This window comes from Wolbachia endosymbiont of Aedes aegypti, assembly GCF_021496215.1.
Taxonomy (GTDB): Bacteria; Pseudomonadota; Alphaproteobacteria; order Rickettsiales; family Anaplasmataceae; genus Wolbachia; species Wolbachia pipientis.
The window spans coordinates 857305-869583 of record NZ_CP090902.1 but is presented as its reverse complement, the minus strand read 5'-3'; the positions used below and the strand labels follow the sequence as shown (position 1 = coordinate 869583).

The window sequence follows — 12279 nt, the reverse complement described above, 5'->3', positions numbered from 1 at the left end:
TTAAATATTAAAAACACGAATAGGTTTCACACAACCATAAATAAAACTGCAGATTGCAATAGGTACACTACTCACCACCGTACAACAAATATCATGATTCTTTAAATTACGCAAGTTATTTAATACAACTTCCTGACCTTTTCTGATTTTCCCCGCATCTTCTAGGGAAATTTCAACTTTGAACATCGATTTTAAAGCCGATTCAATGGGGATGACGAAACTTTTTGTATTACTCCCTGTCACTCCATCATCTTCTGTCATCCCACCCCCCTCTGTCATCCAAGTAGCTGACACTGGGATGGCTTTGTTGCATCGCTCTTCGGATAGTAGGTAACGCACAATAAATTTATGAAGCTATCTCAAATTTAGCCATACCAATATCAGTGAACTTATTGAGCAAATAGCATTTAACAAGTAGTTCCTTCTCTCTATTTGTCTCAGATTTATTCCTAAAACTAAACCCGAATGTTTGTTTCAGTTGCGAGAAAAAACTTTCTATATAAGATCTTTTTCCATAACTCATCTCTTTTTTCCACTTCTTTATACCATCTTCATCATATGACTTTATGAGCTTGACTGCAGAATTTCTCTCAGCCATATAGTCTAACTTTGGATGCTCTGCTGCGTTGTTTTTCGGAGGAATTTTCGTTTTTATACCATATTGATTACACAGCTTATAGAGCTTTTCTCTGTCATATGCCCTATCTGCATATAGTACTTTTATGACATACTGAAAATCGACTTCTTTTAGCAAATCACAAGCTCCATAGTGATCAGCCGTTACTGTATTTTACAGCTATGGCTTTTTTGTTGTTTATATTCAACATTACGTGCAATTTTCTCGTTTGCTCATAGCCACGATATTTTCTGTCAGTGCTATTTTCCTTGCTGTGTGTTGTTGTATATACTAATTCCTGTACTGTCTATAGCAATTTCGATATCTTCCATATTATTTTCTGCAATCATTTATCTTAATATTAAGTTTCTTTTGATGCTTGTGAATAGCTGCAAATCTCTTCCTATTTGTTGCAAATACCCTTTTATAAACCCGACTGTTTGTCTTAAACCAATTCTAAAGAAACTGACGATTATATGCACCAAAATCACAACTTTATCACTATAAATATAGTTGCCGCCCTGCATTTTTGGACAATTCTCGTACCAATTTTCTATGGCGTCATTGATATAACAAAAAATGCTTCCTCTTTCTTGGAGAAATTTGCTATATTCATGGCAGTTACTGACTCTCATTTTTTGTGGCATATTTTTTCTTCAACAGTTAAATGGCTATTTATAATGAATTTTGTCAGTAACTGCCAGTTCTTTTCGCTTGAGCGATGCAACAAAGCCCACTGGGATCCAGTTTCACCTTGTGATGGTGTCATGAAAGTAGCTGACACTGGTTTCCATCCAAGACGGTGTCATTCCTTACTATTACCCACAAATATAAATGGACTAAAAAGTAAAATATTACAATATTAAAGTTTGCAAATATTGAGGGTGTAAAATGGCAAGTAAAAGTAGTGAATGGGCTAAAAATGAATTTGGAGATAAAAGGTTAACTGAGCGATTAGTAAAGATTGCTGATATGTTTGACAAAATTACCTGAAAGTTAGATTAATCAAGCATGTGAAAGTTGGTCAGAAGCAAAAACAGCATAACGTTTTTTTCAAAATGAGAATGTAAAAGAAAGTGATATTTTAGCTACACATATTAATAAGACGGTTGAGAGAACAAAAGCTCACAAGAGGGTTCTTGTCATTCAAGATACCAGTTACATTGTATATAATAACCATAAAAAAACAAGCGGATTAGCAAATTTGTCCAGTTATGATACTGCAAAAGGTATTATAATGCATACAGCTCTTGCCGTTAGTATAGAAGGTTTGGTACTAGGGATACTAGATCAAAAAGCTTATTCAAGACCTGAAGAAACTGAGAACCTTAAAAAAAAGAGCGATCGCATTGAAGATAAAGAAAGCGTAAAGTGGTTGGAAACTTTAAGAAAAACAAATAATATTATTGATCCAACTCAAACTGAGACTATAACTGTATGCGATAGAGAAGCAGATATATATGACTTTTTTGAGCTTGCACATAATCTTAATTCGGCAGTGCTAGTTAGAGCATGCAGAGATAGAGCAGTAAATAGAAAATCTCGATATCCTGAAAAAGGTGAGCAGAAGTTATGGGCATTTATTAAATCCTCTCATTGTGCAGGTACGGTAGAAGTTGAAGTTCCTGTAAAAGATAATAAGCCAAAAAGAACAGCACGTTTGGAAGTTAGATTTGGAAAGTTTATGATGAATCCATCTAAGAATAATATTAGGCATAAGACGGAAGAACTACCTAAATTACCACTTTATGCAGTTTATGTTGTTGAGAAAACTCCCCTTCCCTTAAAAAAAACCGCTAGAATGGATGCTATTAACGAATCTTTCAGTTAATACTTTCGATGAAGGTGTTGAAAAAATTAGTTGGTATCAACTATGTTTTTTAAAAATTTTTTTATTTGTGTAATTTTGCAAATTATATGGGCAATAAAAACCCGTTTGTCATAGAAATAGAATTTTATATCAAACAGCTACCACAGCAATTTCTGCTTAAGCTAATGAATATGTGCTTTAAGTCTGTGTGGACGCACATATTCATTAGCCAATTTCAGTTACCGTTGTGAAGATTTTTAAGTATGCAAATTAATTGCTTCTTTAAGTCTTGTATTAGCAATTACTATAATTTTACGCATTAGGGCTGTTATAGCCACCATCTTCTTCTTACCACTTTCAACAAGCTTAGAATAAAAGGCGCCAAGTATAGATTTTGACCTTGTAGCAGCCATAGCGGCTGTAAAGAGCTTTGAACGAACGTTACTTCTACCACCTGTAATCCTTCGGTAACCAACAGCTTTACCACTTTCTTTTGGATGCGGTGCAACTCCGGCAAGACTTGCTACTTCTTTTCTATTTAAGTAACCAAGCTCTGGCATTAAACACAAAAAATCTTGTGATAACTTTTCCAGGAACTGTTTTAAGAATTTTTTGGCGTTGTTGTAATTCGCGGCTTTCATCAATAATCTTTTGTATAGTATCATTGAGTTCGTTTATTTGACTATCGAAAAACTCAATGGTCTTTTGACAGCTTTCTTTTATATGATCATTTTCCGGTGCTTCAAGTCTGCATTTTTCTTGAGTTCTCATTTGCGTAATATCATCACGACGTTGACAAAGTGCAGCCAAAGTTGATTGTTCTGTAGAGGTAGGTACAAATAGAGAGATAGTTCTATGGCGTTCAAATCCATATTGAGCAAGAGCTCTTGCATCTAGACTTTGCTAAAGTTCCGTGAGATAAAATAAAGCTTTTTACTTTACGAGTATTAGCTCGATGCACGGCAATATTTTTGTCGGTAAGAAAATGTGATAAGCCAAGCTCATATTTCCCTGTATTTTCTAAAGTCACTAAAGCATTAGGTAGAATATCTGAAAACTCTTGAAATAATTGTTGCCAACCAGAAGCATTATTATCAAATTTGACAGCATTCTTCTGTTTGTGAATTGCAACGATATTTTTAAATTTTCCGATGTCAATGCCAATAAAATTTTGATAAGATGTAACCATAATAAACCTCGATAGTTTTAGTTAATTTAAGATTGTAAACGGGTGCATATATATGTCCCAAGCAACTATTCAAACGTATCGAGAGATAGGGCTAGCGTACCTTGATACCAACGGTTGTAATACCAATTTCCTTTCGGTCGCGCACGCCCGCTATTCCTAGTGAGCAGGGTTATCTTTCTCTCTTATCTTTTTTATATCACGTTTTTAACTTACAATTGCCTTAGATGGAAAATAGAGATATTACATAAAATTTTAAATCCGGTCTCAAAGTTGAAGAATGTAGGCTTGGAATAGCAGAAAGACTAATGAGATATCTAACAGTTATGAGTATTATTGCTTGGAGGATCTTCTTTATTACATCAATTGCAAGAGCTAACCCAACATTACCATGTACTACCTTATTAGCTGAAGAAGAATGGAAAGTTTTATACGTTAAAATACACAGAAAACCATGTCCAAGTGTAGTTCCCAACATAAAAGAAGCTGTTTCATGAACTTGGAGGCCATTTAGCAAGAAAAAATGACCCAAAACCAGGACCAATTACTCTTTGGAAAGGATATAAACGTCTCTTTGATTTAGCAGAAGGATGGCGACTTGCTCACGAACCTCATATTTGTGGGTAATAGTAAGATTTGATATGCTGCCAACACTTATGTTCAAATTAAAAATGTCATTTATGATACTAGCCACTTTACGCTTTGAGTTTTTGTAAAATTCGCTGAGTGCTGCAATTATAGACTTAACCCTTGGACCAAATGTATCTGGCGTAACACCTTCTGGTAACTTGCTACTTTTTCTTTTTCTGCATCTCCAATAACGACCATGTTCCAATTACTACATAAGGCCTAATTTCCGGAAGATCAACTTTTTGGTGAACATAAGGTTTTTCGCATATTACAAGCTCTCCTCCGCATTCGCAAATATTAGGCAACTCTATTTTTACTACTTTATCCGCTTCCATTGTGGCATGAAAATTTCCTTTATGCCCAACCTGATCGCCAACATTCCTTTCGCTTTTTGGCTTGTCCTTTTTTATTTTGTATAGCTCTTTTGAGCTGGGCAGGGATGAGTTTTTTGAATTTAAACCGAGCCTTTCCTTTAATTCAGCGTTCTCTATCTTTAAAGCTTTATTTTCTGCTTTTAAGTTTTCTATCTCTGCTTTCAGTTTTTCTATTTTTTGCTGTAAATTTTTGCAAAGTTCTCAAAGGTTTACCACATTACCTCACTTTTGCTCTATGATTATCTTGATTATCTTGATTTGTCTACCTTATTCTACCACTCCGCTGAACGGATACAATTTACTAAACAGAAAAAAAGGCAAAAGAAACCCTAGGGTAGCTAGTTATTCACTATCCATTTTTTAAGTTGGCGTTTTTTAATGTTTTAAATAGCGCATTTCAGCTTATATTAGGTAAAAACCTAGAAATTTTATAAAGAAATAAGGTGCACATAGTGCAAAAAATTAAGCATGATTTACGCCAAATACATTAAGTTTTTTGTCATTAATCCACTGCAGAGATTGCGAAGATAAATAAATAGCTTCAGTGTTATAATAAGGGGGCTGGCGAAGCTTGTCAAGGAAGTTTTTATGATTTATCTAACGAACTTTACACTTGCTAAAGTTGTACCATCTTGGTAACTTTAACTGAAAGAAGTTATTTTTTATCCAATATGAAAAAAGCCTTTATATTCACATCCTTAATAGCAATTATATTGATAGTTATTACTTATTTATACAGAAACGACGGAACTAATGACTCACAAGTGGTAAATGTTTATTCATCGCGCAAAGAAGAATTAGTACGTACTTTGTTTGATGAATTCACGAAAAATACAGGTATTAAAGTACGTTACATCATTGATGATTATTCTCAGCTACTTTCACGAATGGAAAACGGTGGTGAAGCTGACTTATTTTTGACTGCTGATGCAATCAACTTAATTCTAGCAAAAAAAAGAGGACTTTTATCTCAAGTAGATTCAGAGGTTTTAAAAAGTGTTATACCTGCAAGATTTAGAGACAGTGAAGATTATTGGTTTGGTCTTACAAAAAGAGCTAGGATATTGGTTTACAATAAAGAGTCAGTAGACCCTAAGGACTTAAGTACTTATGAAGATTTAGCAAATGAAAAATGGAAAGGAAAAATATTAGTGCGTTCTTCTACAAGTCCATATAACAGATCGTTAATTGCTTTTATGATTGCAAATAATGGTTTTGAAAAGACGAAAGAATGGGTAAGCGGAATTGTGAGCAATATGGCAAGAAAACCAAGTGGTGGTGATACTGATCAAATTTACGCCGTAGCAGCGGGTGAGGGAGATGTTGCAATAGTAAACAGCTACTACTTTGCGAGAATTCTTTCATCAGAAAATAAAAAGAATGTTGCAGACAAGCTAGGGGCTTTTTTTCCTAATCGCAACGATCACGGTGTAATGGTAAACATCAGTGGTGCAGCAGTAACAAAAAACGCAAAAAACAGGGAAAATGCTATAGTCTTATTGGAATTTTTAGTAAGCAAGCAGGCTCAAGAGTTATACGCTAAAAAAAACCAAGAATATCCTATTATTGAAGGCGTTGAAACTTCCGATATACTAAAATCTTGGGGAAATTATTCACAAAGTGATTTGCCTCTAAGTGAACTTGAGAAGCATCTTTTTGAGGCTGTTATGATAGCGGATGAGTGTAAGTGGAAGTAATCCCCAGCGCCACTAAACATTGGGATGAAAGATTTATGCTAATATACCTTACTCTTGACTCGCTGAACTTTTTCTTCCTTCTAACTTAATTTTGACTTTACTATCTTTTTCCGTTCTTTCACCAAAACAATTGCTGCACAAGAAGTCTATTGAAAAAAGGTAATAAGAAAGTAGAATAGGTTCAAGTAGTTGAAAAGGAAACTATGAACAAGAGAAGGAATTTGTTAAACATCTCAGACCTTACAGTCGATGATGTAGAAAATATAACTAAGTTGGCCAACCAGTACCTTAAAAAAGAAGTTGCAAATAGTCATATCTTGGAAAATAAGACAGTAATAAATTTATTCTTTGAAGATTCAACGCGTACACTTGCGTCTTTTGAAATAGCAGCAAAAAGCCTTGGAGCAAATGTTGTAACTTTGCCAATAAGATCTTCTTCTATTAACAAGGGAGAAGATCTAAAAGACATGATCAAAACATTAAATGCAATGAATCCTGATTACATAATAATCAGGCATAAAAGTAGTGGTATCATTAATACACTGGCAAAGTATGTTAACTGCTCGCTAATCAATGCAGGCGATGGAAGTAGTGAACATCCAACTCAAGCTCTTGCAGACTATCTTGTAATCAGCAATCACAAAAAGCAAATAAAGGACCTCAAAGTTGTGATATGTGGAGATATTCTGCACAGTAGAGTTGCAAGATCAAATATAAGATTGCTAAAAATGTTTGGAGCAGAGATAAACTTGGTCGCACCACCAACTTTGATTTGTAAGCATTTTCCTGAAGTAGATTCAGTCCATTATTCATTAATTGAAGGTATAAAGGATGCTGACGTAATTATGCTTTTGAGATTGCAGAAAGAGCGCATGAATAATAGTTCTTCAGAGAAAGAATATTTTTATTTGTATGGACTTGATTCACAAAAGCTATCATACGCAAAACCAGATGCGATTGTTATGCACCCAGGGCCAATAAACAGAGGGATTGAGATTAGCAGCGATGTAGCAGATTGTGTTATTTTACAGCAAGTAGAATTTGGATTGGCAATACGTAAGGCAGTGTTGCACTATTATAGGCCTTGCTAATATTAAAAGATGCTACACAACTAATGCAAAAAGGGGGGGCATGAAATGACAAGGCTTGTAAATGGTTTGAGAATGGCCATTAAGATGTTAAGGCCGAGGATATGGTGTGGAAGTTTTTACGAAAGCCTGAAGTCAATCAACAACCTTGCAGAACGGCAAATTAGACGGCTATCGTAAAAACAGCTTTTTCACCTGGTCGGAACATGGAGAAAGATTTGTGGAAAGAATGTTGTCGATATTTTTGACATCACGTCTCAATGGCCAAAATCCCTTCCAAAAGTTACGACTGCTTAGTTCTTTATTCATTCTCACAATCCGTGAACGGTTACAACCTAGATTCCAGTGGGCTTTGTTGCATCGCTAGCTATGATGGATTAAAGATAAAAAAGATAGGGAATATCAGTAGCTTATTATTCTGGTATTTATAACAAGAACGGTCAATGAATACCTAAATTTGAGTAAAAGAAATTTCACTACCATTTACCAATCCGGCTAAAATTCAAGAATTTCAATGCTTTAGCTATTTTCAATAGAATTAAATTTATTAATATAAATAACAAATTACTATTCTTAAATTTGATCAGATTGATTGCAAAAAAACAAGATTTTCAATAGGTTGCTTATAATCCTAACTATAGTTAGCCTTTCATAAGTAGCGATGCAACAAAGCCATTCCAGTGTCAGCTACTTTCATAACACCATATTACCTTAACAAAAGCAAATGTTCGTACAGATGTGCATCAGCTACTTTCATCTGCCACCTGCAAATTGCAATGTTCGTACAGTTATGTGTCACGCTACTTGGATGACACCGTTGAAAGAAATGAACCGCCTTTTCAAAATTGTTTTGAATAGAGGAATAACATTCACAAGTAAAATTTCATATTACCATTTTTTAATTTATGTATTATAATAAGCTTAATCTATAAGAAAAACAAAGTTGGAAAAGTTGGAAGAACTAAGCAAAAATTGGGTGATAAGAACGGGAAGATTTTTATCTTCATTGTTTTTTTTACTGTTGATTGCGCTATCAATACGTAGTTTTTTATTCGAGCCATTTCATATACCTTCTGGTTCAATGAAAAGCACCCTACTTGAAGGGGATTACATTTTTACTAGTAAATATTCATACGGTTACAGTAAACACTCCTTTCCATTTTCTCCAAACATTTTTAGCGGCAGGATTTTTTATACCCCTCCAAAGCGTGGCGACATAGTAGTTTTCAAACCCACAAGAAATGACAGCATCAGGTTTGTTAAGCGAGTAATAGGAACACCAGGTGACAAAGTGCAAATGATAGAGGGAGAATTATACCTAAATGATCAGAAAGTAGAGCGAAGGCAAATTGAAAGTTTTTTTGATTATGAGTCAAATCGTAACATACCAAGATATATAGAAACGCTTTTAAGTGGCAAGGAACATGAGATTTTGGTAGATGACATTTCTAATAAGCTATCATATAACACTCCGGTTTATTATGTACCTAACGATCAATTTTTCGTTATGGGAGACAATAGAAATAATTCTTTAGATAGTAGGTTTCCTGAAGTTGGTTTTGTACCAATGGAAAATATCATTGGGCGTGTAAGCATAGTTGGTTTATCATTTAAATTAGGAAAGGTCGATTGGTTACCATTTAATTTCAGGTTACCTGTTGCTTTGAGATTAAATAGGGTATTGCACAAGGTTGTGTAAGCTTTTTCTACCTATTTGTTAATTCACACAACTCTAAAGAAGAATTTTCTAACTCGGCGATAGTGTTGTTAATTTCATTCAAGTCATTGACTTGTAAAGCGTTTTTTGCATTTTGTAATAGGTTTTTCAACTTTTGATCAGTGGAAAGGTTATTATTGTTTTCAACCAAGTGTATGAGTTTATTTCCATTAATTTTAGCACCTGCAAGGGAACGAGCCTTCATATCTTCGTCAAAACTGTTTATTGACTGGTTAACCATATTTTGAACATCAGCTTCACTCAAGCCAAAACTTGAATTTACTTTAACTGTCTGCTCAATTCCAGTAGTTTTTTCTCTTGCAGTAACAGTCAAGATTCCGTCAACGTTAACTGTAAATTCTATTTCAACTCTTGCAGAACCTGCAGGCAGTGGCGGTATACCTTTTAGTTCAAACTGCGCTAGAGATTTGTTATCCTCTATCATTTCACGTTCTCCCTGACAAACATGAATTTTCATTGCTGTTTGCCCATCAATATAAGTTGTAAACTCTTTTGTTTCTGAAACTGGCAGTGGCGTATTTCTTGGTATGATTTTTTCAACTATGCCTCCCATAGTTTCTATGCCAAGTGATAGAGGTAAAACATCCAGGAGAATATTCCTATCTTTTGAGCTCGAAGTTAAATCATGAGCCTGCAGAGCTGCCCCAATGGCAACTGCTTTATCTGGATCCACGTCATTTAGTACTTTATTTCCAAAGAGTTTGACTAGTGAATTTTGAACCAATGGTGTTCTAGTTGCACCACCAACTAAAATTACTCCTTTTATATCATCAATTTTAAGATCTATATCACTTATAGTACGAGTGACTATATTGATAGTCTTATTGACCAAAGAACTGATTGCCTGCTCGAATTCTTCTCTGGTAATTTCGCACTCAAATGGCTTGCCGTTAACATTAAATTCGAAGATACCTATAGTGTGATTGCTTAGGTACTCTTTCACAGAGCGTGATTCGATAAGTAAGGAATTTAGTTGCTTAGCCGTCTTTTCTCTATACTTATCAATCACAATTGAACTCAGCAAATGATCAAAATCATCACCGCCGAGTTTGGTATCACCACCAACTGCAAGAACTTGAAACACTCCTTGATGCAATTTCAATATCGAAATATCAAATGTTCCACCACCAAGGTCATAAACTGCATATATTCCACTGTTATTGTTCTTTTCAATGGAGTAAGAAAGCGCTGCAGCGGTTGGCTCGTTAACGAGGCGAAGAACTTCTATGCCAGCTAATTTTGCTGCATATTTAGTTGCGTTACGTGCTGAATCGTCAAAGTAAGCTGGCACAGTAATTACTGCTTTTTTTACTTCCAGCCCCTTAGACTTTTTTACCCTCTCATATAAAGCTTTTAATATCTCAGCAGAAATCTCAACAGGAGTAAGATACTTTTCCTCCGAACATTTTACTCTAATAACTTTTTCACTTTCGTTATCTATTTCAAAATAAACACCCATCTTGTTCAAATCTTTAACACTTTTACCCATTAAACGTTTTATTGAGTGGATTGCATTTGAGCCAACATCATAGCCAGTTTTCAATGTATTATTTTCACATGAAATGATAGAAGGTAATAGCTCTCTTCCCTGTTCATCTTTAAATATCTCCACGTTGCCAGCTTTATTTACCATAGCAATTAAAGAGTTGGTAGTGCCAAGATCTATACCAAAAACTACTTCATTTGAATTTGGTTCAGAAATTTGAATTGGTTGCATTTTTCTTCATCTCCTCAAATGACTTGTATAAATATTTCAATCTTAAGACTTGTGTAGCAGCTCTATCAAAATTCTTTACAGCAAAAGTGTTAATTAGATTTTTAATGCAACCTTTTATTTTTTCATCGATCATCCTACTTGCAAATTGTAGATCGTCGCAGTCTAGTAAGTACTCTCTTATTTCCATTGATTCACTTAATATTTCAGAATTTAAGTGGTCCTTTTGGCTTTTCACATTAAAAAAATCCAGCAAATGCTCAGCACGTTTTAGCGGTGACTTTAGTATCTGATAAGCTCTGTTAATATTTTCCATGTTTTGGGACTGTCTTTCATTTATATCAGTCCTGCTTAGCTCAATATATTTTTTCTCTAACTCATCAAAGCTGATATTGAAAGCTGGTTCAATTTCAAACAATGCAAAATAGTTGCTAGACATGAAAACTCTCTCCACAACCACATTTTCCTTTCTCATTAGGATTTTTGAAAACAAAACCCGATGAAAATTTTTCTTCTACATAATCCATTTCAGAGCCAAGAATAAACATGACGGATTTTGGGTCGATCAACACTTTAACTTTTTGGCCATCACTACAGTTTTCTTCAATTACCGACTCTAAAGGACGAGTATCATATGCATATTCAATATCATATTTTAAACCAGAACATCCTTTTTGCTTAATTAGCACTCTTATTCCTATTGCTTCTTCCGGTTTCTCAAGGTTAGTATGCTTCTTTTGGTCCAATAAATACCTTATCCTTTCTACTGCTTCCGCAGTTATAGTGATAAGTTTTTTATTCTTTTTTACAGTTTCACCTCTGCCTACTTCTTGATATTCACCCATGTTCGTAGCTTCTTAATTCTTTTGTTTACTTTGATAGTCATGAATAGCAGCCTTTATAGCATCTTCAGCAAGTACCGAACAGTGTATCTTCACTGGAGGTAAAGACAACTCTTCCACTATTTGAGTATTCTTTATCTGTGTAACGTCACTGATGGTTCTTCCCTTTATCATCTCTGTTAACAAGGAACTTGAAGCAATGGCAGAACCACAACCAAAAGTTTTAAATTTTGCATCTTCAATAACACCTTTGTCATTGACCTTTATCTGCAATTTCATTACATCACCGCACGATGGTGCACCAACTAGGCCAGTACCAACATTTGGATCATTTTTATCCAGAGAGCCAACATTCCTTGGATTTTCGTAATGATCTAAAATTTTCTCATTATAACTCATAAAATTACCTGTGAACCGCTATTCTACATTATAACATACTTAGGTTAAAAACTAAAGTAAAATACACTCAAAAAGTGTAATTTTTGTAAGGTAAAATTGTAGTTTTTGAGTGCATTTTACTTTACAAATTCCCGTAGTGCATGTCATTCTTTATATTGTAATTAAGTTTATAATTTAAAAAGGAG

At 34.5% G+C, this 12279-nt stretch carries 10 protein-coding genes and 5 pseudogenes; 7 read left to right on the top strand and 8 right to left on the bottom strand.

Going from position 1 to position 12279, the window contains the following annotated elements:
* A complete protein-coding gene (locus L0Z58_RS04465; protein WP_227738607.1) occupies positions 1–339 on the bottom strand; it encodes a hypothetical protein in 339 nt (112 codons plus the stop codon).
* A 7-nt stretch (positions 340–346) separates the two neighbouring features.
* Positions 347–1197: pseudogene (locus L0Z58_RS07080) on the bottom strand (IS5 family transposase).
* Here L0Z58_RS07080 and L0Z58_RS04450 point away from each other — a divergent pair.
* Positions 1093–1482 (top strand): hypothetical protein, encoded by a 390-nt coding sequence (locus tag L0Z58_RS04450; protein WP_227738649.1) that lies wholly within the window; start codon positions 1093–1095, stop codon positions 1480–1482. The pseudogene L0Z58_RS07080 and the gene L0Z58_RS04450 sit on opposite strands and share 105 nt — an antisense overlap.
* Before the next feature lie 25 nt (positions 1483–1507).
* Positions 1508–2490, top strand: a pseudogene (locus tag L0Z58_RS04445) (IS4 family transposase); the annotation flags it as partial.
* Positions 2491–2683: 193 nt separating this feature from the next.
* Here the strand turns inward: L0Z58_RS04445 and L0Z58_RS04440 are convergent.
* Positions 2684–3615 (bottom strand): annotated as a pseudogene (locus tag L0Z58_RS04440) (IS110 family RNA-guided transposase).
* 216 nt (positions 3616–3831) lie between these two features.
* On the opposite strand from L0Z58_RS04440, the pseudogene L0Z58_RS04435 reads away from it, so the two are divergent.
* Positions 3832–4239: pseudogene (locus tag L0Z58_RS04435) on the top strand (IS4 family transposase); the annotation flags it as partial.
* 7 nt (positions 4240–4246) lie between these two features.
* Here L0Z58_RS04435 and L0Z58_RS04430 read toward each other — a convergent pair.
* Positions 4247–4790: pseudogene (locus L0Z58_RS04430) on the bottom strand (DUF6444 domain-containing protein); the annotation flags it as partial.
* Between the two features lie 497 nt (positions 4791–5287).
* On the opposite strand from L0Z58_RS04430, the gene L0Z58_RS04425 reads away from it, so the two are divergent.
* The 4 genes from L0Z58_RS04425 to lepB all read left to right on the top strand — a co-directional run bounded on the left by L0Z58_RS04425 (position 5288) and on the right by lepB (position 9100).
* On the top strand, positions 5288–6313 hold the full coding sequence (locus tag L0Z58_RS04425) for a Fe(3+) ABC transporter substrate-binding protein (protein ID WP_010082338.1): 1026 nt from the start codon (positions 5288–5290) through the stop codon (positions 6311–6313).
* 203 nt (positions 6314–6516) lie between these two features.
* Positions 6517–7404, top strand: coding sequence for an aspartate carbamoyltransferase catalytic subunit (locus L0Z58_RS04420; protein ID WP_006280416.1), 888 nt, complete (start codon positions 6517–6519; stop codon positions 7402–7404).
* Positions 7405–7449: 45 nt separating this feature from the next.
* On the top strand, positions 7450–7581 hold the full coding sequence (locus tag L0Z58_RS06650) for a hypothetical protein (RefSeq protein ID WP_255317428.1): 132 nt from the start codon (positions 7450–7452) through the stop codon (positions 7579–7581).
* Between the two features lie 772 nt (positions 7582–8353).
* A complete protein-coding gene (gene lepB, locus L0Z58_RS04415; protein ID WP_010962911.1) occupies positions 8354–9100 on the top strand; it encodes a signal peptidase I in 747 nt (248 codons plus the stop codon).
* Positions 9101–9107: 7 nt separating this feature from the next.
* On the opposite strand, the gene hscA is transcribed toward lepB, so the two are convergent.
* Genes hscA through iscU form a run of 4 tightly spaced genes read right to left on the bottom strand, consistent with a single transcriptional unit; the run spans position 9108 to position 12094 of the window.
* Positions 9108–10856 carry a Fe-S protein assembly chaperone HscA gene (hscA, locus tag L0Z58_RS04410; protein WP_010962910.1) on the bottom strand — a complete coding sequence of 583 codons (1749 nt, stop codon included), beginning with the start codon at positions 10854–10856 and terminating at the stop codon, positions 9108–9110.
* Positions 10834–11292: an iron-sulfur cluster co-chaperone HscB C-terminal domain-containing protein gene (locus L0Z58_RS04405; protein ID WP_010962909.1), complete on the bottom strand. Its 459-nt coding sequence runs from the start codon at positions 11290–11292 to the stop codon at positions 10834–10836. Before L0Z58_RS04405 ends, hscA begins: the two co-directional genes overlap by 23 nt.
* Positions 11285–11698, bottom strand: coding sequence for a HesB/IscA family protein (locus L0Z58_RS04400; protein ID WP_010962908.1), 414 nt, complete (start codon positions 11696–11698; stop codon positions 11285–11287). Before L0Z58_RS04400 ends, L0Z58_RS04405 begins: the two co-directional genes overlap by 8 nt.
* 12 nt (positions 11699–11710) lie before the next feature.
* Entirely contained in the window at positions 11711–12094 is a 384-nt protein-coding gene (gene iscU / locus L0Z58_RS04395) for a Fe-S cluster assembly scaffold IscU (protein ID WP_007548853.1), read from the bottom strand.
* Between the last annotated feature and the right edge of the window lie 185 nt (positions 12095–12279).